Origin of the sequence: Desulfovibrio sp., from assembly GCF_047607245.1 — a bacterium.
GTDB lineage: Bacteria > Desulfobacterota > Desulfovibrionia > Desulfovibrionales > Desulfovibrionaceae > Desulfovibrio.
This window is the reverse complement of sequence record NZ_JASGDK010000012.1, coordinates 16,789-39,085: the sequence shown is the minus strand read 5'-3', so window position 1 is coordinate 39,085 and position 22,297 is coordinate 16,789. Positions and strand designations below refer to the sequence as shown.

The 22,297-nt window shown below is 56.1% G+C and carries 21 protein-coding genes; 5 read left to right on the top strand and 16 right to left on the bottom strand.

All coding sequences use genetic code 11. The annotated features are described in order from the left end of the window. Nucleotides 1-176: 176 nt before the first annotated feature. From QM579_RS01280 to leuB, 3 genes are all read left to right on the top strand, one after another. Nucleotides 177-1,439, top strand: a complete 1,263-nt coding sequence (locus tag QM579_RS01280) for a 3-isopropylmalate dehydratase large subunit (protein ID WP_414997419.1) — start codon at nt 177-179, stop codon at nt 1,437-1,439. Nucleotides 1,440-1,580: 141 nt separating this feature from the next. Beyond that, nucleotides 1,581-2,072, top strand: coding sequence for a 3-isopropylmalate dehydratase small subunit (locus tag QM579_RS01275; RefSeq protein WP_183718491.1), 492 nt, complete (start codon nt 1,581-1,583; stop codon nt 2,070-2,072). A 182-nt stretch (nt 2,073-2,254) separates the two neighbouring features. Beyond that, nucleotides 2,255-3,328 (top strand): 3-isopropylmalate dehydrogenase, encoded by a 1,074-nt coding sequence (gene leuB, locus QM579_RS01270; RefSeq protein WP_414997418.1) that lies wholly within the window; start codon nt 2,255-2,257, stop codon nt 3,326-3,328. A gap of 114 nt (nt 3,329-3,442) precedes the next feature. Here leuB and QM579_RS01265 read toward each other — a convergent pair whose 3' ends face one another. Next, on the bottom strand, nt 3,443-5,734 hold the full coding sequence (locus QM579_RS01265; protein WP_414997417.1) for a diguanylate cyclase: 2,292 nt from the start codon (nt 5,732-5,734) through the stop codon (nt 3,443-3,445). A gap of 210 nt (nt 5,735-5,944) precedes the next feature. On the opposite strand from QM579_RS01265, the gene trmFO reads away from it, so the two are divergent. Further along, the gene (trmFO, locus tag QM579_RS01260; protein ID WP_414997416.1) at nt 5,945-7,312 is read left to right on the top strand and encodes a methylenetetrahydrofolate--tRNA-(uracil(54)-C(5))-methyltransferase (FADH(2)-oxidizing) TrmFO; all 1,368 of its coding nucleotides are present in this window, start codon (nt 5,945-5,947) and stop codon (nt 7,310-7,312) included. A 119-nt stretch (nt 7,313-7,431) separates the two neighbouring features. Here trmFO and QM579_RS01255 read toward each other — a convergent pair whose 3' ends face one another. Then, entirely contained in the window at nt 7,432-8,370 is a 939-nt protein-coding gene (locus QM579_RS01255; RefSeq protein ID WP_414997415.1) for an EamA family transporter, read from the bottom strand. Between the two features lie 453 nt (nt 8,371-8,823). After that, nucleotides 8,824-9,312 carry a septal ring lytic transglycosylase RlpA family protein gene (locus QM579_RS01250; RefSeq protein WP_414997433.1) on the bottom strand — a complete coding sequence of 163 codons (489 nt, stop codon included), beginning with the start codon at nt 9,310-9,312 and terminating at the stop codon, nt 8,824-8,826. Between the two features lie 13 nt (nt 9,313-9,325). On the opposite strand from QM579_RS01250, the gene QM579_RS01245 reads away from it, so the two are divergent. After that, on the top strand, nt 9,326-9,742 hold the full coding sequence (locus QM579_RS01245; RefSeq protein ID WP_414997435.1) for a hypothetical protein: 417 nt from the start codon (nt 9,326-9,328) through the stop codon (nt 9,740-9,742). Nucleotides 9,743-10,867: 1,125 nt separating this feature from the next. On the opposite strand, the gene tsaB is transcribed toward QM579_RS01245, so the two are convergent. From tsaB to QM579_RS01180, 13 genes are all read right to left on the bottom strand, one after another. Continuing rightward, nucleotides 10,868-11,746, bottom strand: a complete 879-nt coding sequence (gene tsaB, locus QM579_RS01240; protein WP_414997414.1) for a tRNA (adenosine(37)-N6)-threonylcarbamoyltransferase complex dimerization subunit type 1 TsaB — start codon at nt 11,744-11,746, stop codon at nt 10,868-10,870. Continuing rightward, the gene (locus QM579_RS01235; RefSeq protein ID WP_414997413.1) at nt 11,743-12,939 is read right to left on the bottom strand and encodes a M50 family metallopeptidase; all 1,197 of its coding nucleotides are present in this window, start codon (nt 12,937-12,939) and stop codon (nt 11,743-11,745) included. The genes tsaB and QM579_RS01235 overlap by 4 nt, the downstream gene beginning before the upstream one ends. Continuing rightward, nucleotides 12,933-14,264, bottom strand: a complete 1,332-nt coding sequence (gene dxr / locus QM579_RS01230; protein WP_414997412.1) for a 1-deoxy-D-xylulose-5-phosphate reductoisomerase — start codon at nt 14,262-14,264, stop codon at nt 12,933-12,935. Before dxr ends, QM579_RS01235 begins: the two co-directional genes overlap by 7 nt. A 362-nt stretch (nt 14,265-14,626) precedes the next feature. Further along, nucleotides 14,627-15,445, bottom strand: a complete 819-nt coding sequence (locus tag QM579_RS01225) for a phosphatidate cytidylyltransferase (RefSeq protein ID WP_414997411.1) — start codon at nt 15,443-15,445, stop codon at nt 14,627-14,629. Beyond that, nucleotides 15,435-16,241 (bottom strand): polyprenyl diphosphate synthase, encoded by an 807-nt coding sequence (uppS, locus tag QM579_RS01220; protein WP_414997410.1) that lies wholly within the window; start codon nt 16,239-16,241, stop codon nt 15,435-15,437. The genes QM579_RS01225 and uppS overlap by 11 nt, the downstream gene beginning before the upstream one ends. 150 nt (nt 16,242-16,391) lie before the next feature. Next, complete coding sequence (frr, locus tag QM579_RS01215; protein WP_414997409.1) at nt 16,392-16,952, bottom strand: ribosome recycling factor; 561 nt, start codon at nt 16,950-16,952, stop codon at nt 16,392-16,394. Between the two features lie 276 nt (nt 16,953-17,228). Continuing rightward, nucleotides 17,229-17,942, bottom strand: a complete 714-nt coding sequence (gene pyrH / locus QM579_RS01210) for a UMP kinase (RefSeq protein ID WP_414997408.1) — start codon at nt 17,940-17,942, stop codon at nt 17,229-17,231. A 141-nt stretch (nt 17,943-18,083) separates the two neighbouring features. After that, on the bottom strand, nt 18,084-18,431 hold the full coding sequence (locus tag QM579_RS01205; RefSeq protein ID WP_414997407.1) for a DUF4911 domain-containing protein: 348 nt from the start codon (nt 18,429-18,431) through the stop codon (nt 18,084-18,086). Continuing rightward, nucleotides 18,431-18,781: an AzlD domain-containing protein gene (locus QM579_RS01200; protein ID WP_414997406.1), complete on the bottom strand. Its 351-nt coding sequence runs from the start codon at nt 18,779-18,781 to the stop codon at nt 18,431-18,433. Before QM579_RS01200 ends, QM579_RS01205 begins: the two co-directional genes overlap by 1 nt. Beyond that, the gene (locus QM579_RS01195) at nt 18,778-19,653 is read right to left on the bottom strand and encodes an AzlC family ABC transporter permease (RefSeq protein WP_414997405.1); all 876 of its coding nucleotides are present in this window, start codon (nt 19,651-19,653) and stop codon (nt 18,778-18,780) included. The genes QM579_RS01200 and QM579_RS01195 overlap by 4 nt, the downstream gene beginning before the upstream one ends. A 151-nt stretch (nt 19,654-19,804) precedes the next feature. Then, nucleotides 19,805-20,341 carry an HPP family protein gene (locus QM579_RS01190; protein WP_183718505.1) on the bottom strand — a complete coding sequence of 179 codons (537 nt, stop codon included), beginning with the start codon at nt 20,339-20,341 and terminating at the stop codon, nt 19,805-19,807. A gap of 31 nt (nt 20,342-20,372) precedes the next feature. Next, nucleotides 20,373-21,689: a 4Fe-4S ferredoxin gene (locus QM579_RS01185; RefSeq protein WP_414997404.1), complete on the bottom strand. Its 1,317-nt coding sequence runs from the start codon at nt 21,687-21,689 to the stop codon at nt 20,373-20,375. 138 nt (nt 21,690-21,827) lie between these two features. After that, nucleotides 21,828-22,289, bottom strand: coding sequence for a pyridoxamine 5'-phosphate oxidase family protein (locus QM579_RS01180; protein ID WP_414997403.1), 462 nt, complete (start codon nt 22,287-22,289; stop codon nt 21,828-21,830). Nucleotides 22,290-22,297 lie beyond the last annotated feature (8 nt).

Below are 22,297 nucleotides of genomic sequence, written 5' to 3'. Positions count from 1 at the left end.
GTTTCAATTTCGGGCACATCCGCCCCAAAGGCGGTTGGGACAGACGAAGTCTGTCTGGCTGAATATTGAGAATTGCAAATACACCGGTGGTTAGGAAAGCTGACACGACAGTTTTTCTGCCCCGTTTTCAAAAACATTTATCTGTGGAACCGCTTCAGGATAGAAAGGAGTTCAACATGGCTCAAACGCTTGCGCAGAAAATTTTGCAAGCTCATACGGACGAAGCCGTGGAGCAGGATGGACAGATTGTTCAGTGCCGCGTGTCTATGGTGCTTGCCAATGATATTACCGGCCCTCTCGCCATCAAATCCTTCCACGGTATGGGCGCGAAAAAGGTTTTTGACCGCAACAAGATTGCTCTTGTTATGGACCATTTCACGCCGCAGAAGGACATTGATTCCGCCAATCAGGTGCTGATAAGCCGCAAATTCGCTCAGGAACAGGGCATCGTACACTACTACGAAGGCGGCGATTGCGGCGTCGAACACACCCTGTTGCCCGAACAGGGGCTCGTTGGCCCCGGCGATCTCGTCATCGGGGCAGACAGCCACACCTGCACCTACGGCGGCATCGGCGCTTTTGCCACAGGCATGGGCTCCACCGACATCGCAGCGGGCATGGCCCTTGGCGAAACCTGGCTCAAGGTTCCGCCCACCATACGCGTGAATATCAGGGGCAATATGCCCAAGTGGCTGCGCGGCAAGGACCTTATGCTCATGCTTATCGGCGCCATTGGCGTTGACGGCGCGCTGTACAAGGCTCTGGAATTTGGCGGTCCTGTGGTGGACGATCTTTCCGTTGAAGGCCGTTTGAGCATGGCCAATATGGCTATTGAAGCCGGAGGCAAAGTGGGCCTTTTCGCCGTGGACGCCAAAACGCGCGCCTACTGCGCCGAGCACAAACGCCCCGGCGTGCTTGAAAATATGGCTGCCGACCCAGGCGCGCACTACGACCGCGTGGTGGAGATAGACGTTACGGGCAAGGAGCCTGTGGTGGCCTGTCCTCACATTCCTTCCAATGTGAAGCCTGTTTCCGAGGTGCGTAATACGGCGGTACAGCAGGTGGTCATCGGTTCCTGCACCAACGGCCGCATCAGCGACATGCGCGACGCTGCCGAAATTCTGCGTGGCCGCAAGGTAGACAAGAACGTGCGCTGCATCGTTTTGCCCTCCACCCCCACTGTGTGGAAGCAGTGCCTCAAGGAAGGTCTTATTGAAACATTTATGGAAGCGGGCTGCATTGTTGGCCCCTGCACATGCGGCCCTTGCCTGGGCGGCCATATGGGCATTCTGGGCGACGGCGAACGGGCGGTGGCCACTACCAACCGCAATTTCAGGGGCCGTATGGGCAGTCTGAATTCTGAAGTCTATCTTGCCAGCCCTCTGGTTGCCGCTGCCACAGCCATAACCGGATTTGTGGCTGGCCCTGACCAGCTGTAGACCGCCGCGGTTTATGCCGCCTGTCTTTTGGCGTCGCCCGTGTGGCGGCAGCGGTCAGGACGGATTGCCGTAAAGCGGCATCGCTGTAAGGAAAAAGAACACTCTTCAACGTCCCGCATCGGGTTAAGAAGGATCAAGCATATGAACTACAAAGGCAAAGCCCACAAAGTGGGCGAGCATATTGATACGGACGCTATCATTCCCGCCCGCTTTCTGGTCACCACTGACTCAAAAAAGCTTGGCGAAAACTGCATGTCCGGTCTTGAACCTGACTGGGCCAAGCGCGTCAAGGTTGGCGACATTATGGTCGCCGGGCGCAATTTTGGCTGCGGCTCTTCACGTGAGCACGCCCCCATTGCCATTCTGGGCGCGGGCATGCCCGTGGTCATTGGTCACAGTTTCGCCCGCATCTTCTACCGCAACTCATTCAATATGGGCTTGCTGCTTATGGAAGTTGGCGATGAAGTTGACAAAATCAATGACGGCGACGAGCTTGAAATTGATGCGGCCACTGGCGTTATCCGCAATCTGACCAACGGTGAGGAGATCACCTGCCCGCCGTTGCCAGCCTCTATGGCCAAAATTTTGGACAAGGGCGGGCTTGTGGAATACGTAAAGGAAAGAATCGCGTAGACGCTGACCAGATTAGTTCATTTTCCCCGTGCCTTTTATAGCTCTGGCGGCAGGCTGGAGGCCGAATTTTTGAGGAATGTAACCAGAGAGGGGGCCTGTGTTCCGCAGGTCTCCTTTCCCGGAAAAAGCCGCGTCAGAAAAGGCTGAAAAGCACAGCCGACAAACTGCCACAAGGATATTGCATGAAAAAGTCCATCTGCCTGCTGCCTGGTGACGGCATTGGCCCGGAGATAATTGCTCAGGGCGTCAAAGTTCTGGAAGCCACGGCTGAAAAGTTCGGCCACGAATTTACTTTTGAAACTGCCCTGATCGGCGGTGCGGCTATTGACGGCGCGGGTGATCCCCTGCCGGAAGCCACTGTGAGCAAATGCCGCAGTGCTGACGCCATTTATCTGGGCGCAGTGGGTGGCCCCAAGTGGGACAATCTGACCCCTGAGCTGCGGCCCGAGAAGGGTTTGTTGCGCATTCGTAAAGAACTGGGGCTTTTTGCCAATCTGCGTCCGGCCATGCTGTTGCCGGAACTGGCTGGCGCTTGCCTGTTGCGGTCTGACATCGCCGCCAAGGGCCTTGACCTTCTGGTGGTGCGCGAACTTACGGGCGACGTTTATTTTGGTGAACCGCGCGGCATTGAAAATCGTGACGGCCTGCGCACAGGCTACAACACGATGATTTATAATGAGGAAGAGATCCGGCGTATTGCCTGGGTTGCCTTTGAAACTGCCCGCAAGCGCCGTAACAAGGTCTGCTCGGTAGAAAAAAGCAACGTGCTGGAATGCTCCCGCCTGTGGAAAGAAGTCGTCATGGAAATGCACCGTGAATACGCAGATGTGGAACTGAGCCACATGTACGTGGATAACGCCGCAATGCAGCTGGTGCGCGATCCCTCGCAGTTCGACGTGATCCTCACTGGCAATATCTTTGGCGACATTCTTTCGGACGAAGCCTCGGTTATCACCGGTTCTTTGGGAATGCTGCCTTCGGCCTCCACGGGAGCCGAAGGGCCGGGTCTGTTCGAACCCATACACGGGTCTGCGCCGGACATCGCCGGACAGGACGTGGCCAACCCTCTGGCGACCATCCTCTCCGCTGCAATGATGCTGCGCCTCGGCTTTGACATGCCGGAAGAGGCCGATCATATTGAAAAAGCCGTGCGCAAGGCGCTGGCTGACGGCTACCGTACTGCTGACATTATGGAACCCGGCAAGGATCTTCTGGGTTGCAAGAGCATGGGTGACAAGGTCGTGGAACGTTTGTAATTCGAGCTTTGGTTTTAACCAGAAACGCCCGCTTGAAGCGGGCGTTTCTGGTTTTCGGCGCAACCGGTAATTGTGAAAATACTGCACATGCCGTGGCGCGGCAGCGCGTCGATATTAATCTTCCTTTTCTTCAGCCAGAAGTGAATCACGGGCGTTCTGCTGCTCGCTGGCGGTCAGTTCCGCATAAAAGACGCATTGGTTGCGGCCACGGCGTTTGGCCTCATAGGTGGCCATGTCGGCGTGCTTGTACAGGTCTGTAAAGCTATGCCCGTCACCGGGATTGCAAGCTATGCCCACGCTGGCGGTCAGGGGCACGTCCTCGGCGTCGTGGGTGCCGCATTGCAGGTGCAACTGGCTGACAAGCACAATGGCCCGTTCACGTATCTTTTGCATGGGCATGGGTTCTGTACAGAAAACCAGAAATTCGTCTCCGCCTACCCGGCCAACAATATCAGTGCTGCGGAAATTACGTCGGATTATCTGAGCCATCTGGTAGATGGCCTTGTCGCCCACGGCATGCCCGAACCTGTCGTTAATGCTTTTGAAATTATCAAAATCTATCATGAACATTGCGTAAACATCAGGGCCAAGATTGTTGTGCATGCCCAGAAAACGCGAAATGGCCTGTTCCGTGGCGCGTTTGTTGTGCATGCCTGTGGCGCTGTCGCGTGTGGCCTGCGTGCGCAACCGCAGTTCAAGCAGCTTCTGCTTGTCGATGTCGGTAATAATGCCAATGATATATATGGGCTTGCCCTGAGAGCTGATGAGGTTGGACGCCTCGATGCGGTACCAGTGGTACAGACCGCTGGTGTCGCGCAAGCGCAATTCAACAAAAAGCTTACTTTCATGCAAATTGTGGTGGACGTTTTTCTGAAAGTCTTCCAGCAGCTCCCTGTCGTCCTCGTGAACAGGAATCAGGCTCAGGTCAGTATCCGGTTCTAGAATGTTGAAAACCTTGCCAAACGTCTGGATCCAGCGCGCGGAGCAGGAAAAATGGCCGCTTATGAGATTTTGCTCGAAAATGATAATGTCGTGCTGCTCCAGAATAAACTGGTAGCGCTCGTCTGAAATACGTTTGGCCTGGGCGGCTTCCTTGTTATGAGTGATGTCGAAAACAATGCTTTGGATATAGGTTTGCCCCGGCCCGGCCTGTACCAGTGAACCTTTGTGATACAGCCAGATGAGGCTGCCATTCTTGGCGCGGGTGCGGTATTCCACATCAATGGGGATGCCTGAATCCAGCTGTTGCTGCATGGTGCGCAACGCACTTTCTCGATCCGCCTCAAAGATGGAATGGGCGAAGCTCATGCCAAAACGCTGTAAAAATTCTTCTTTGCGGTAGCCAAGCATTTTGAGAAAATTGGGGCTGATAAACTGAAAGTTGCCGTGCAGGCCGGCAAACTTTATAACGCCGCCAGAGATGCTTGAAATGATTGAGCGGTAATCTTCCTGCTGACGACGGATGGTGCGGTTGTAGCGTTGCAGGATGATAATGATGAAAAGCAGCACCAGCCCGGCCAGTACAGACATACGCCACGCCAGTGTGGAGGTGATGGCGTTCTGTCTGTCCACCAGATGGTTCACAACTTCTTCTGGCAACAGGGAAACAATTTGCCAGCCATATTTTTCAAGGGGAATGTGCGTCAGGTAGTAGGCGTGCTTGTCGTCTTTGATGAATCGGCTGGTCTGACTTTGCGTGTCGGAAAATACGGTCTTCAGATATTCGCGCAGCGGCGGAGGCAAGGCTTTTTCTTCCATCTGCGGAAATACTTTTTCAATGTCGTTGCCCGGGGGAACAGCCCAGAACAGCATGCGGCCCTTGTCGTCAAAAACCATGTTGCAGGTTCTGTCGCCAAACGCCCTGGTGACAAGGTTTTTCTTCATGACCCTGTCTTCAAGTTCGCCCAGAAGAATGGTTACGACCTTGCCGTTTCGGCTAAGGGGAATGGCAACGGCAAGCTTGCTTCCCTTGCCGTCGGAAATAGCGGCAAACCCCGCGGAACCACTGAGCGCGTGGTAGAACAGTTCTTCTTTTCCGGTGCGCGCCAGGTCAAATGCGTCCCCTTGGTCAGAGCAAAAACCTTTGCCATCCAGATCAACAAGGGCGAATTTTTTAAGACCTGCCGCACGCAGCAGGGGCGCATAGTAAAGAACGCATTTTTTAAACTGCCTGCAGTCTTCCTGCGCCATAAAACTGGTGATATTCTGTAGCTCACTGAGCTGACTATCGATATTGCGGTCAAAATCATCAGCAACCCGGCGGCTTACTTCGGCCAGACGGGTGGTGATGTCCTGCGACAAATGCCCGGTGGTTTCCGAGGTGTATTCGCGCACGACCAGAAGCAATGCGATGAGAAACATCGCTATGCAGATGATGGTTGTGAATGTGCTTGACGGTTTGGCCATGAATCTTCCTGCATTAGACTAATCGTTTAATAATACGGTTTTTGCCTGTCAAAGGGAAGAGTAGTTGCCTGTGTGAAAAAAATAATCTACGTGTGTAGTTTTTTGCGTGTTGCGCGCGGTCTGGTGCAAGAAGTTCCGTTGTTGCAGCACGTTGCCCGGCACTTGCCATAAATCGGGTTTTCTTAGAAGCTGCCGTGCAGAGGAGATCATATGCAGAAATTGTCCATAGCCCTGGTGGGGGGCGGCCTGGCTGGTTGTGAATGTGCCCTGCGGTTGGCCCGCAGCGGGCATGAAGTTGTGCTGTTTGAGCAGAAGCCCCATCACCGCTCACAGGCTCACGTCAATGATGATCTGGCGGAGCTGGTGTGTTCCAACTCTTTGCGGTCGGATGAGCTTACTTCCGGCGTGGGCTTGCTCAAGGCTGAAATGCGCGCTTTGGGCAGCCGTTTTATGGAAGCTGCCGACGCTTGCCGCGTGCCTGCTGGCAAGGCTCTTGCCGTTGACCGTGAAGCTTTTGCCCGCCGCATGAGCCAGATGGTGGAGGCCGAGGGCAATATTCGCCTTGTGCGCCATCAGGTACAATCTCTGGATGATGCGGTTCTGGAACCATTCAGGGGCGAAGGCCGCGCCATAATTCTGGCCGCTGGCCCTATGGCTTCAGACGGGCTTTCAGCCTCTCTGGCCAGTGTGCTGGGCGAGAAACACTGCTACTTTTATGATGCCATTGCGCCTATTGTCTGGACGCATTCGCTCAATATGGACGTGATTTTTCGCGCTTCCCGCTATGGGCAGGAAAGTGGTGACGCCGAAGGCGAGGGCGATTACCTGAACTGTCCGATGAGCCGCGAAGAATACGAAATTTTTTATCAGGCATTGTTGGACGCGCAAAAAGTGGCTGCGCATGAATTTGAGCAGGAAAAGCACTTTGAAGGCTGCATGCCTGTGGAGGCTCTGGCCGAACGTGGTCCCCGTACCCTGACTTTTGGCCCTCTGAAGCCTGTGGGCTTTGTTGATCCGCGTACAGGGCGACGCCCGTGGGCCATTTTGCAGTTGCGGGCCGAAAACGCCAACAGCGACACATGCAATCTTGTGGGCTGCCAGACCAAACTGACCCAGGGCGAACAGGGGCGTGTGTTCCGTCTGGTGCCTGGGCTGGAGAATGTAGAGTTTGCGCGTTTTGGCAGCATGCACCGCAATACCTATGTGAATGCGCCGCAGATTCTGGCTGAAGACCTGTCGCTCAAGGCGTCGCCGGGGGTATACCTTGCCGGGCAGATCACCGGAGTGGAGGGCTATGTGGAATCCGCAGCCAGCGGGTTGTGGCTGGCCATGCTGCTGGACGCTCGTGCTCGCGGCATTGCGTTGCCCCGGCCTCCGGTTGAAAGTGCCCTTGGCGCTTTGCTCAACCACCTGAGTACCCCTGCGAAACGTTTTCAACCGTCCAACGCCCATTTCGGCCTTATGCCGGAATTGGGGGAAAGAGCGCGCAAAAAAGACCGTAAAGCTCTTTATTCGGCCCGGGCACTGGAAACTTTTGGCAACTGGTTTGAAGAAGCAAAGACGATGGGCCTGGCCTGATATTGCGAGAGTAGTGAAGTATGCGTAGCCGCCTCCGGCATTCAGGGGTTCCCTTGAATACCGGAGGCGGCTTTGTTTTATATTATCGCGCCGTACAAGCAGCCCGCTATGGAAAGGTTTTAACTGTCTGAAGAAGCCCCACCTTGTTTTGCGGCCCTGCGTTTGGCCATCAGCTGGCGAATGTGCTCGCCCAGCATGATCAACACCACAGAAGAGCCAATAAGAGCAATGCCCATAACCAGAGGCAGGCTGAAAGGCTCGTTGAAAACCAGTATGCCTACAATGACAGCGGTGACTGGCTCCATAACACCCAGAACCGAGGCAAGCGTGGAGCCAATGCGTTGTACAGCCAGAATGAGGGTGAAGTTGGAAAGTACTGCTGTGACCAATGCCAGCAGTACGGCCAACAGCAGTTCACGCCAACTGGTCAGCAGTTGAAAGCTGTTGGTAGCCAGTGAATTGATCAGGGAGCACAGCGCTCCAAAGGCCATAACGTAAAACGTCAGCATCAGCCCTGTCATGTTGGTAAGCCCGGCAGTGTAGATGCTGGTGATGTACAGCGAATTGCACAAGGCTGACAAAAGAGCCAGCGTAAGGCCAAGCATGCTCATGCCTGCAAATCCCGCCGTCCCAGTGGCCCCTGTCGCTTCTCCGTTACTGAGCAGGTATACCCCGGCAATGGCAAGGGTAATGGCTATGGCCGTGATAGAAGAGAAGCGTTCATGAAAGAACGCTATCATGATGAGCATGACCATGACCGGATAGGAAAAATGCAGGGTGGCCACAACACCGCTGGGTAAATGTTTGAAAGCCTGCATGAAAAGCAGGGCCGCCAGCGAATACATGAGGCTCATGCCTGCCAGTTTGAGCAAGTTGCGGCCTGATGTGTGAAAGCGTTCGCCGCGCAGCAGAAGCAGTATCCCCAGAACAATGGTGGCAATGAAAAAGCGGTAAAAAAGCACCGTGGCGGGAGACAGCCCCTGAGCCATGAGAGGAAGGCTGAAAAGGGGGATGAGCCCAAAGGTGGCCGATGAAAGCAGACTGAAAAAGAAACCCATGACATCCTTCTTTATGCGCAGGTGCGCAAACACCTGAATAACGAAGAAAGGTAAGCGGGGCAAGGCGGTTAGGGAAAAATATCCGGTACGATTGTTCTTCTGCTTTTTCGAGGGGTTGCCTGTTGTGCAAAAAGATAAAATACGGCCCGCCAGCTGCGATGCAGGGCGGGCCGTATAAGTATGATGGCAAACGCGGTTTGCTCAGGGATTTCTTGGGCCATCGTTCAGAAAACGGGCTGGAGAGTTTTGCCCCTGAAATGGCAGTGCAGTGCCGCGTCAATGCTGAAAAAATTTGACCGATGTTAGCCGTACCAGAGCAGATTGGCGTTGAATGTCTTACATTCCCCGTCTGCATCCAGCCAAAAACGCGGTCTTCGACTGAATCCAGGCCGCGTTGCGGCGGAGGGCCAAGCTGCGCGCCGTTGGCGCGAACACTTGTTGTGTCAGGCTGCGCTAACGGGACTGATCCAGTACAACTTCCGCTTCGGGGTGGGCCTGGCGCAAGGCTTCATGCATGGCCGCAGCGTCAGCAAATGCCCGGAAGGGGCCAATGCGCTCATCGCCCATAGCCGCATTGTAGCGCACATAGTAGGCCTGATCGGCATGCAGCGGCGTGCCGCTTTCATCGCTGACCACTTCCAGCTCAACCTTGCCCACGCCGCGCCTGTTAAGATCCAGCTGTTGGGCGGCTGCAAAGGAAAGGTCTATAATGCGTCCGCGTACGAAGGGGCCGCGGTCTGTTACGCAGACCATGACGCTCTTGCCGTTTTCCTGATCGGTCACACGCACGACGGTGCCCATAGGCAGGGTGCGGTGTGCGGCCGTAAAGGTATACATGTCATAGTTGAGGCCACTGGCGGTGGAGCCGCCGTGGAAATCACGTCCATACCAGGAAGCCTTGCCAGTGAAAACTTCACTTTCCTGAGCGCGTCTGAGCCAGATATCGCGGCTGTCGGTGCTATTTTCAGAAATCTGCTGGTCTTTTTTTGAAGACTTGGAAGATTTGCTGCTTTTTGCAGACTTTGACGACTTCTCAGATTTGGACGATTTGCCAGATACAGCTGACTTTTCTGATTTGCCGGAACTTTTGGATTTCTGCGCTTTGTCAGACTTGGCAGAGCGCGATTCGGATTTCCGGGAAGCTTTGGACGCGTCAGTCGAGGAAGAGCGAGAGGAGATATCTGCAGAAGGAGAGCTTGCTGAAGCTGCGTCGGCTTTCATGGGGGCGGTCAGCAACATACATGCGACCGCAACAGCCAGCATGGAAGGCCAGCGTGAATACTTCATGATCATTCCTTGGTTACTGTTCGAGGCTGTTCGCGGTGGCGAACGGACCACGCCCGTGGTCCTGACCCTGGAGACCCTCCAATGACGGTAAATGCGCCTTGCGCACTGAACCTGTCAGCCTCTGTCAGGGGATGCCTTTTCTTGGTGCGAAGAATATACCGCAATAAAAACTTCTGTGTCAAACTGATAATATATTTTATTACAGACAGTTAGCAGTAATATTTTTCTAGAAAAACACTAAAGTGACAATATCGAGTAAAATTATCGTGTATACGGTTAAAATTAGGTGACCCGATTGCCGCAAAAAAGTGGATTAAAATTCGAACGGCCAGATCCGTATTTTTTTCTGGTAAAGCAGACCACACGCATCAGAATAATTCCTGATGATACTTCAAAATGACACATGGCTAAGGTGCGAACCATCAGGGGCAGCAAAACAAGCAGGTGAGGTATGCTGGTTTGATACTGGCGAAGGATGCATGTGATGTTTGTGAATATTATGATATTACAGATTGTTATCTGGATGGTTTGAAATGTTGCCAGCAAAAGAATGCTGTGATTTCAGGTTTGCTCTCAAGTGAGCACCCGGCTGATGGTTTGCATCGTGCTTGTGTGCGATTTTCAAAGTCTATCACCAAAGAGCAAAGGACTGGCGAGGGCAGATTTAAACCGGAAAACTGAGATTATATAGCCACTTGTTATTTTAGAGTAGATGGCTTGAGGCCGGGTGACGTTTGAAGGATTTTTCTTGTGAAGGCTGGCCTTCAAATGAGGAGGCTTGCTGAAATTTGCAAGCAGAAAAATAGGGAGTTGGGGGCGGAGAAATGGAGCCCTTTTGCTAAAGGGGCGCTCCTACAAAGAGATTCAAAATAGAAATGCCCACCGGCAACGTGAGCAGACGCCTGCCACAGGGGATAGCGCAGCTTTGTGAAAGCTCTGGCAGCAACGGCTGCTGTGAAGGCAACACTGCTACTTCTTTGCGTGATGAAATGCAGTAACGAGAGCGCTTTAATTTTAAGAATATACATTTTCAAAATTAAAGAGCTCTAGGAGCTGTTTCTAAATAAATGGTTTTGCGCCAAGGGCAAGAAAAAAGTTTTTTTACAAAAGGAGTGTACTTTTGCGGTACATGACGGGAGTAAAAAATGGCTTTTTGACGCAACCAGTTGGACAAAAGAATTATTTAGAGACAGTCACTAAAGCGGAAGATCTAAATATCGCTTGTGGGTGGGCGTTGAAGTATTTGCTCCAGCGTTGTGGTGGCTTCTTCCCCTGTCAGACCCAGACGCGGAGCCAACTGGGGCAGATTTTCCACAGCATCGCAGGGGCGTACATACAGAGGTTCTATGTCTGCGTCGGCATAATCGCCATGCCGAGCCAGGAGGCAAAGAGCGTTGATGTCCGGAATTGTGAGTTCATCAAGGGTCGTGACCGGAGCGCCGCCATCAGGTTGGCGCTGTGTGCCATCCGGCGACGGGCGCATAAGATCCAGAGGGCTGAAAACAGCCGCGTTTCGCTCCAGCCCGCTGCCACAGACCCATACTATGCGGCTGCCTTCGGGCACTCCCGCGGGCAGGGGAGCCGTGCGGCTGGCCAAGATGCGCTCCAGAGCCTCCTGCGGTGTGCAAAGGTCCACCGGGGCCTGTGCCTGAGCAGGAATCATCGGCCCGTAAGACAAAAAAGACTGGCAATGCACAAGGTTGCGCCGGGCATGGGTGAGCACCCAGATGGTTGAGCCAAAAAGAAGCTGGGACCGTAATACAGCTGTGGTGGCAAGGGCCTGCATGTAATCAAGCCCGGCCACCTGGGCATTGCCTGTTCTTCGCAAGGCCGCGGCTGTTGCCAGCACAAGGCGTATGCCTGTGAATGAGCCGGGTCCGCGCACGCAGGCCATGCGGCGAAAGCTGTTGGGCTTTATGTCCAGTGCGGCGCAAAGGTTTTCCAGCGCCGGGGCAAGAATTTCAGTTGCGCGGTCGGCCCTGTGCCATTGCTGGGAACAAAGTGGTTTTTCATCGTCGGTAACGACAACCTGCAGTACGCCTTCAGCCGCATTGAGAATAAGCTCAAGCCCGGTGGAGTATGCACTCATGACCCGCTCCCAAACCAGCCCGCACCCTTTACGATGCGCCAGATGTCATTGTAGGTGGCCAGCAGCATGAGACCGACCAGCAGGGCTACACCGGCCCGCATAGCATATTCCTGCACCCTGGCGTTGATGGGGCGGCGAAAGATCATTTCCCACAGGCAAAAGACGATCTGGCCGCCGTCAAGCACCGGGATGGGCAGGAGGTTCAATACCCCAAGGTTTATGCTTATGAGCGCCGCCAGGGCCAGCACTCCCGCAATGCCTTCGTGAGCCTGTTTGCTCACCATCTGCATGATCATGATGGGCCCACCCACCTGATCAAGGGGAACCACCCTTTCTACCAACTTTACAAAACTTTTCCACGTGAGGGCAAGCATGTCGGAAGCCTGAGCCGCACCGGCAGCAGCCGAACCCCAGAATCCGTGCTCCACAAGCCGTACCGCGCCAGTATTGCGAATGCCCACAAGCCAGGCTTTTTCATCTTCGCCAAAGATGGTTTTGCGCACAGACATTTCGGGTGTGACTTCGACAGTCAGCATGGCCGCAGGCGTGTTGCCCTGACCTGATGCCACTCCAGCTGAATCAGCGGGGGCGGCGTCGTGACCTGCCTGGGATTCGCCTTCGGGAGCCGTGGCTGCAACCTTGGCTGGACGTTGCAGAACAATGCTGAGTGGCTGGCCGTCGCTGCGGGCAATGGCGTGGGTCATGTCTTCCCATTCATTAATGGCCTGGCCGTCAATGCTCACAATGGTGTCGCCAACCTGTATGCCAGCCTTGGCTGCAGGGCCGTTTTCCACCAGACCGCCCACCTGCGGCAGCAGTTGGGGCGTGCCCCAGCCAAAGGCCAGTATCCAGCACAAAAACCAGGCCAGCAGCATATTGGCCACAGGCCCGGCTGCTACTACCAGCAGGCGCTGCCAGGCCGGGCGCAAGGAAAAGCTTTCTTCCTTGGTGAAGCCCTCAGGCAGTTCGCTGTCATCCTGCTCGCCAACCAGGGCGACGTAGCCGCCCAGAGGAACCAGGGACAGGGCGTATTCCGTCTTGCCCCATTTGTGCTTGAGAATCTTGGGGCCAAAGCCGAGGGAAAAGGTGGAAACACCCATGCCCAGGCTGCGGGCTACGGCAAAATGCCCCAGCTCATGAAAAAAAATAAGACCGCCAAGAACAAGGGATACAGCTATAACGGTAATCAGCATGCGGGTTCTCCGTCGCGGGCGAGGTTGCGTACAAACTCGCGGCTCTGGCGGTCAAGGCGCGTGAGGCGCTCCGCCAGGGTATGGGCCTCGTTTTTCAGGGCGGCCATGTGGTCAGAAGCCACGGGCCCGTCCTGTTTCAACGGGGCACAGAAAGACTGATGGCCGGGCTCGCTGGCGTCGTGCGCCTTTAAAGCGGCTTCTATCAGCCGGGGAATGTCAAGGAAGGCACATCCGCCTTCAAGAAAAAGTTCCACAGCGGCCTCGTTAGCCGCGTTCAAAACAACGCAACGGCCTCCGCGCAGGGCAAGAGACTGCCGCGCCAGATCAAGACAGGGAAAAACCTCGGTATCCGGCTCGTGAAAGGTCAGGGCCGTGGCCGTAAGGTCAAGGGGCGGCACGCCAACAGGCAGGCAGCGGGGCCAGAGCAGGCAGCTGGCAATGGCAAGGCGCATGTCTGCCGTGCCAAGCTGGGCAAGCTGGGTTCCGTCTTCAAACTCCACCAGCGAGTGGATTACCGACTGCGGATGCACAAGCACCTTGATGCGTTCGGCGGGCACCCCATAAAGGTGATAGGCCTCAATAACTTCAAGGCCTTTGTTCATAAGGGTTGCGGAGTCTATGCTAATTTTTGCGCCCATGCTCCAGTTGGGGTGCTTGAGCGCCTGTGCCGGGGTGATGCTGCGCAGGTCTTCACGGCTGCGTCCCCGAAAAGGCCCGCCACTGGCCGTAAGGATGAGGCGGCTCACTTCCTGCCCGCGCCCGGCCAGGCACTGGAATATGGCATTGTGCTCAGAATCCACTGGGAGAATGACAGCCCCGGTGCTGGCGCAGACGCGTCTCACCAGATCACCCGCCAGAACCAACGATTCCTTGTTGGCAAGACAGATGACCTTGCCAGCCAGAGCTGCGGCCAGCGTGCCGTCAAGCCCCGCTGCGCCCACTTGTGCGGAAAGCACGGTGCCAGCCTCGGGCAAGGCAGCCAACTGGGCATAGCCTTCGCGGCCTGTCAGAATATTGGGGGCATAGCCCTTTGGCAGAAGGGGCTTCAATCTTGCGGCGGCTTCTTCGTCCAGCACTGCCAGATGGGACGGACGCCAGCGGGCGGCCTGTTCGGCCAAGCGTTCCACCTGCCGGGCGCAGGCCAGACCTTCGATACGAAAAGCCTGCGGATGATTTTCAACCACGGCCAGGGTGCTGCGTCCGATGGAACCCGTTGAACCGAGTATTACCAGGCCACGCGGCCAAGTGTTGCGCCATGCGTCGCTCGGCGGGCCGGAAATATAGTCTGTGGATGGGCCGCCTTGACCCGGCCAGAGTTCTGCCATTTCTGCATCCTGTGGGTTATCGCCGTACTTGTATCCTGCGGGTATGGGCAGGCGGCTTGCACCAGAAAGAAAAATAAGTCTGCTCTTGAAAAATTCAAGCGGCCCTGTTGATGGGCCGCCTCAGAGTACTGTTCGCCCCACGCTATAAGCCTTAATTTTATTACGGCTTCAGCGGGGCTGGCAAGATATTCATACTGGCATGCCGCGTCAGCGGGAGACAGCAGGTTTTGAGGCGTTTAACCGGAGGCTGCTACATTTCTCCAAGGCGGGCGTATACCGTTAAAGCTGGCAAAGCCTGGCGGGACAGCCGTTCAATGCGGCCAAGGCCTCTCATGAAACGGCAGTCACGCAGGCAACGTTGCTTAAAAGAAGAAAAACCACTGGTCCACAACGGCCACCATCGGCATGGCAAACAGCAGACTGTCAGCCCTGTCCAGAACACCACCATGCCCAGGCAGCAGATGGCCGGAATCCTTTACATTGACCGAGCGCTTAAGGGCGGATTCAAAAAGGTCGCCCACCTGGGCAAAAGCATTGACCGCAATGCCCAGAAGCGCAAAGGAAAACCAGCCTGTTTTGCCATATATTTCGCCGTAAATGGCGCAAAATATAACGCATGCCACAAGGCTGCCCACCGCGCCCTCGGAGCTTTTTTTGGGGCTTACGCGGGGCCACAGTTTGTGGTGCCCAAAGCGCGTGCCCACGAAGTAAGCTGCCGTGTCTGACACAGCAACGGCAGCAATGACAAAGATGAGCTTGGTGGTGGAAAGATAGGTTGCCGGCAGCAGCAGCAGGGGCACATAGGCCAAGCCTGCCATAAAGATGCCGCTGGAAACAAAGGCGTTTTCTTCTTCAAGCACATCCCACCTGAAGAGAAAACTCATGGCTGAGAGCACGAAGCCCGCGCCCATAAACACAAGGGCGTCTTGCGGCCTATGCATCCAGGTAAGGCACAGCATGCCCCACCCCAGAGCGATGGCGCAGACACGGCTGGGAATGCGCCCCGTGGGCCCCCAGAACAGTGAAAAAAACTCCCAAAGCCCCAGGGCGGAAACCAGCAGGATGACGAACAGCAGGGGCCAGCCCCGCAGCCAGAGCACCAGCAACAGCACTGCGGCCAGAGCCACGCCTGTTATAATGCGGCGAATGTCGATGGGATTGGCGGTGGGTTCAATGGGCATCAATTTGCTCCTGTGTTTTGCCGAAACGGCGCGATCGCGCAGCATAGGCTTCCAGTGCCATACGCAATTGCGTGGCGTCAAAGTCGGGCCAGGGCGTGGGCGTGAAGTACAATTCACTGTAGGCGCACTGGTAAAGCAGATAGTTGCTCAGGCGTTGCTCGCCGCTGGTGCGGATGAGCAGGTCCGGGTCGGGCTGCCCGGCTGTGTAGAGACGTTGGGCCAGGCTTTCCTCGGTAACTTCCTCGGGGCGTGCGCCTTCGCGCAGAAAAGACTGGACAGCGCGGATCAGCTCGGCTCTGGAGCCATAGTTGAGAGCCAGATTCAGGGTCATGTGCGGTCCGGCAGCCGTACGCTTTATGGCATGGCGTAAAGCCGTGCGTTGCGCCAGGGGCAGACCGTCCAGATTGCCCAGTACCTTGAGGGCAATACCCTGTTCTTCAAGCCGGGGCAGCTCCTGACGCAAAAAATCAAGCAGCAGAGTGAAGAGAGCGCTGATTTCCGTTTTGGGGCGGTTCCAGTTTTCGCTGGAAAAGGTGTAGAGCGTCAGGTGGCGAATACCTATTCTGCGGCACTCTGTCACCACCGCGCGTACAGCTTCGGCGCCCGCTTTGTGCCCGGCCTCGCGAGGGAGGTTGCGGGCCTGCGCCCAACGTCCGTTTCCGTCCATAATAATGGCCAGATGGGCGGGCAACTGCTCCAGCGGAAGCTCCGTCAGCGGCCCTGCCTGAGGCTCGGGATCCGTATCGGGAGTTCTGGCTATGGGATGGCCGGATGGGGGCGTGCTTTGTTGCGTCATGCTTTCAGCCTGTACAAAAAGTGTCCCTGCGGTGTTGTTTTGCCCAATGCACGCCTGCAATCCAGATGTGCGCGGGCAGACAGCGCCGCGCCCGCCCCGCCCTGTCGGGCGTGGCAGGCGGCGGCCCGTGGCGGAAGCTTCCGCTCACGGCTAGATTTCCATAATTTCCTTTTCTTTGGCGGCGCACTTCTTGTCCACATCAGCCACGTATTTGTCCGTGAGCTTCTGCACGTCTTCGGTGGCGCGCTTCTGATCATCTTCGGTAATAGTCTTGTCTTTTTCCAGCTTTTTCAGGCTGTCGTTGGCGTCGCGGCGTACGTTGCGCACGGCCACCTTGGCGTCTTCGCTGTACTTGCGGGCCACCTTGCCCAATTCCTTGCGGCGTTCTTCGGTAAGAGGGGGCATGACAATACGGATGACCTTGCCGTCGTTAACCGGGGTAAGCCCCAGATCTGACTTCAGAATGGCCTTTTCAATCAGGGCGATGCCGCCCTTGTCCCAGGGCTGAATGGTCAGGGTGCGGCTGTCGGGCACGGCAACCGAGGCCATCTGGCTGATGGGGGTGGGGGTACCATAGTAGTCGGCCTTGATGCCGTCCACAAGAGCGGTAGTGGCGCGTCCCGTACGCAGTTTGGTAAACTCGCGGTCAAGAGCGGCAAGGGCTTTTTCCATGCGTTCTTCGGCATCAAAAAGGATGCTGTCGATATCCATAAATATTCTCCTTGGGGCTGCGGCCTGCGGCCTGTTCCTGTGGGGATGGCGCTGCGCCTCCCTTTGCGAAAGATCTGCAGTGCCTGACTTTTGAAATGTCAGGCACTTCGGCACGAACGGTTACACATTCGTGCCGCTGAATATTCTGTGGCATTGCAACCATTGCACCGCCGCTTTCACTGAAAGGCTTTTGCGGGGCAAAATGTGGCGGAGCAATGCCTGCTGTGTGTCAGCAGCTTTTTTTACAGTCAGACAAGGCTGTTACAGCCGGACAGTCTAGCTGTTGCGTACTATGGTGCCCACGGGTTCACCCATGACGGCACGCCTGATGTCGCCGCCAACCATGCGGCAGACAATGATGGGTATATTGTTGTCACGTACCAGAGCAAAGGCCGTGGCGTCCATAACACCAAGGTGGCGCGCCAGGGTTTCATCATAACTGATGGTGTCAAATTTTACGGCGTCGCTGTACTTGGCAGGATCTTTGTCATAGATGCCGTCCACCTTGGTGGCTTTAATGATGGCATCGCACTTCAGTTCCATGCCACGCAGCACTGCTGTAGTATCAGTGGTGAAGTAGGGATTGCCCGTACCTGCCGCACAGATGACCACGCGGCCCTTTTCCATATGGCGCAGGGCGCGGCGGCGGATGAAGGGTTCACATACTTCCTGCATGGTAATGGCGGAAAGCACGCGGGTAGGATACCCCTGTTTTTCCAGCATGTCCTGCACGGCCAGGGCGTTCAGCACTGTGGCCAGCATGCCCATATAGTCGGCTGATGAGCGCTCCATACCTTTGGCGGAACCCGAAAGCCCGCGAAAGATATTGCCCCCGCCTATGACCAGGGCCATCTCCACACCCATAGCGAGAACCGTGCCGATTTCACGGCAGATTTCGGCCACGGTGTCGGGGCTGATGCCAGTTTTGTTGGTGCCCGCCAAGGCTTCGCCGCTCAGTTTGAGCAAAACTCTCTTGTATGTCGGTGACATTTGTCCGCCTTCGTCTTGATAATCGGCCTGTTTGCCGGGAGATTGTGCAAGGGAGCGCCCACTGCTCGGGCGCGAAAAAACGGGACCGGGCCACCCCGGGCCCGTTCTCCCGCAACAGGGCAGTCATAACAGAAAACGTGGCTATCTCAAAGCCTTTTTGCACTCCTGAGGGCGGCAGGCAACGGGCCACTCTTCAATGCAAAAGGGCAGGCTTTGGGCCATTTCGGCAAGAGCTGTCCGCGTTTCTTTTTCAAGATGCGGAGAAAAGACAATTTTGAGCAAAGCTGTTTTGGGTTCCAGCACTGTAAAATAGGCTGTGTGGTCGTAGGCTTCGAGCAAAAAGCGAAACATCGCCGTGTCTTGAGGAGCCAGGCGAACCAGCAGGCGGCCACTGTGCTGCGGCGCGGCAAAAGCCGGGGCAGGCTTGCGGCGCTTGCGCAGAGCCGGAGGTTGCGCTGGCGAAAAGTTTTTCGACTCGCTGGCGTTCATCAGTACAGGCCCGTGTAGCGGGCCAATATCACCAGGCCGATGCCCACAACAATGGTCAGAAAGTAATTTTTGCTCCACCATGCCACCACAAGAGCGGGCAGGGCCGCCATAAGAAAGAGATTGGACAGGCCGGGGTTAAACCGCCCTTCGTAGATAAAAACATCAGGCCCCACCAGAGCGGCCATAACGGCCACTGGCACGAAAGACAGCCAATGCCGCAGTACCGGGGGCAAATTGTCGCCCCTCAGAAAGGTCACGGGCAGGATTTTGGGCAACAGGGTTACAATGGTGCTGCCTGCAATGCACAAAATGAGAACAAGGTGGTTATCGAGCCAGCCTGCTTCGGTCATGAGTTTGCCTCGTCAGGATTTGCCGTCATCCGGCCTGTTTCGGTCTGCATGCGGGAATTGCTCTGGCCTTCATTCCGCGCCGTGTTCCGATCAATATTTTCTTGATCTGCACCCGAAGTGTTGTGGGCGCTTTGCGGCGGGCGGGCTTCATTATGCCCGGTAAATGCGGCTTCTTTTTTATCCCTGTACAAAAGCAGGGCCGTGCCAAGGCTTGCGCCCACCACTGTGGCCACTGCAATGTTCCACTGGCTCATGCCCGAGACCTTGAGGGCGATGGAAAGCATCATGGTGAAGAGGGCAATCAGCACATGCAGGCGGCTGACGCATTGCGGCACCAGCAGGGCCAGAAACATTGCCGTCAGGGCGTAATCCAGACCGAGCGGTTTGACATCGGTAACAAGTTCGCCGCAAAAAGCGCCAATGGCGCTGCCGCCCACCCAGGCGATCTGTGTTGTCTGGTTGCAGACAAAGAGCGTGGTGAGGTTGCGCTTCCAACCGCTTTGAAAAGCTGTAACGTGTACGGCAAAGGTTTCGTCCGTGAGACCCAGGCCCAGCAAAAACCGCTGAAAGCGTGGCAGGCCAGCCAGCCAGGGAGATTCTGCTGCTGATTGAAGCAGATACCTCAGGTTCACGATAAAAACTGCCGCCATAATGGACAGCGTGCCCGCGCCCGCGCCCCACATACCCGCAAAAACAAACTGGCCAGACCCGGAAAACATGAGTACGGACATGGCCACAGCCAAAGACGGGGGGATGTTGTTTTTGACTGCCAGAACGCCAAAAGCGAAGCCCACTGGCGTGTACCCAAGCACAATGGGCAGTGCGCGGCGCAGGCCCTCCGCCAGGGGGGAAGCGGGGGAATTGCTCGACATATGTTGCAACCTCACCAAATGCTGAAAAAATATATGGCTACTCTTTTTGGTGAGGTGTGGCAAGTGCGGTCGCCTCTGTACCAGAGGCAGCAGTACTGATGTTCTTTAACGGAAAACGTATTTTGTAGTTCACGGGCAAGGCAATGATGTTTTACCACCAGAAAACAGGGTATTTTTTTCTGGCTGCAAGATTATTGGCGGCCAGAGCCAGCACCAGCATGCATACGGCTCCTGCGCCGCAAGGCAGCAAAACGTACCAGTAGCCCATGTCGTGAATGCCGGGGCCGCCAATAACAGCAATAAGGGCCGTGGCTCCACCTGGAGGGTGCAGGGTCTGGGTCATGTGCATGAGGGCAATGGCGGTGGAAACCGCCAGAGCCGCAGCCAGCACGGGTTCTGCGCCCAGCATGGCCTGGCTGCTTACCCCCACAAAGGCGGAAAAAACGTGGCCACCCACAAGGTTTCGCGGCTGCGCCAACGGGCTGTGGGGCGCGCCGAAGGCCAGCACGGCGGACGCCCCGAAGGAGCCGATAAGCAGGGGCAGGTTCCACTCCTGAGCACATACTTTTTCCAGCAAGGCAAGGCAGGCGATGGAAAGACAACTGCCCGACCATGCCCAAAAAATTTCATTCCAGCCCACGCGGGCTTGAGCCTGGCTTGTGCGAATGCGGTTCAGAATGCGTGTCATTGCATATCCTTGTTATTTACCATTACCGCATTCAGATGCGGGCCATGAACAGAAAGGCCGCATGCAGGCCAGCCAGCAGAGCCGTAAAAATGCTTCCGGCCCAGGCCGCGCTTGACGGACGCCCGAACCATGTCACTGCCAATGACTGCTTGGGGCAGACATGCGCGCAATCTCGGCAGAGATGGCAGGCTGCGGTAGGGGTGCCGCTTTCAAGAGTTTTTTCTGTCATTGCGCCTCGGCGGCATACGCGGATGCAGGCGTGGCACCTGCTGCATGGGCCAATGCGGTGTATGCGCCAGGGAGATATGCGCCCCAGCCATTGCCCCAAAAGACCCAAAGGGCAAAGGCCACGGCAGTAGGATGCATACCCGCGGGCACGGCTGATCAAGAGCGCGCAGGGAAGAAGCAGCAAACCCAGCAAAAGGCCGCATGTCAGAGCCGCTACAGTGGACGCGCCCGTAAGCCGCAGTGTCAGGGCCGCGCCCAAGGTCAGGACCAGTATGCCCAAACGCAGGCGAGGCAACCAGTCAGGGGCCGGGCTGCTTTTAGTCTTTTGCGCCGCAGTGGCGTCCCATACGCCGAAGTAGCAGAGCTGGCTGCACCACGCCGCGCCCACAAGCAAGGTAGAGAGGCTAAAAAGGCCAAGCATAAACCAGCCGCCGCCCCGGTAGATCGGCCCCGCTGCAATGAGACCGGGCACGGGCAGGTGCAGACTGCCTGTAAGCAGAAAGCGGCTCTCCACAACGAGCCCCAACACCAGCTGGCCGAAAAAAATCAGAGAGAACAGCCGCCAAAGAAGCATGCGGGCGCGGGAGGCCTGATGGCGGCCGGCAAGCCAGCCTGCAGCCAGCACGGCCCACAGGGCAGCCAGTATGATCTGAACCAGACCGCCCTGGGGGATGAAGCGTTCCAGCACCAGCAGTTGCGGATTCATGAACCACACGGGCAGCAACAGGGCCAGACATACCATCATGGCTGCCGTTTGCACGTTTGCTGTTTCTTCTTTGCGGCAATACCACTGAAGCGCTTTTTGTCTGAGCAAAAGCAGCGCAGCCAGAACCGTAAACAGGGCAACCGACAGGAGGATGACGGCAAGGCGTTGCCAGGGCTGCTCCATAAGTTGCCGAATCTGCACAAACTGCGCTGTGGTCCATATCCAGCGGGCAGCCAGCAGGGGCAAGGTCAGCAGCAAGAATTGGCGCACCCAGGCAAATCGCGTCCAGGTCAGCAAGGCCGTTATACCGCAGCCAACTGTCAGCGAAGGCCAGTCTGCACGCCAGAAGTGCGCACCAGCCAGCACAAAAGCCAGAAAACTTGGCAAGGGAATAAGACGGGAAGCTCCGCCCATGTCAGACTTCCTTTAAAAACAGTTTGTTACGGTAGTTAGTTAGCGCGTTGCGATTTGCCGGGCTGTCTCTGCCGTCGTGCTGTCAGATTTCAAGCGTCTGCACAGAGATAGCAAGCACGGCGCTCGTGACAACACTTTCTAGGCTGTTCCAGAAGCCAGTCTACGCTTACCCACCAACTCTTCTATGTCTATGCGCACAATGGCTGTTCGCTGCAGGCTGGCCGTTGGGGTTGGCTGTGGGCACAGGGCTGCGTAGCGCTGGGCAATGGCGTCTAGGGCGCGGCCTTTTTCGGCTTCGTCCTCAACAATACAGGCCTGGCCCTTGCCGCAAAGAGACTTGAAATAGGTGGTGGATTTTTCGCGGTGAATGGTCACATCCGCAACGAGGGTAAAGCCCACGCGGGGATTCTGCCGTATGCAGTCCAGCTTGTGTCCCTCAAGGGCGCAGTGAAGATAGATGGCTTGGCCCTGACGGACAAAGTTCAGGGGCAGCACATAGGGATAGTCGCCGTCATGCATGGCGAGAAACAGCTCGTCGGCAGCGGTGAACACTTCGTCAAAAAAGCCTGGTTCGTTACATTCGCTCTTTGCTCTGCGCATGAGTAGCT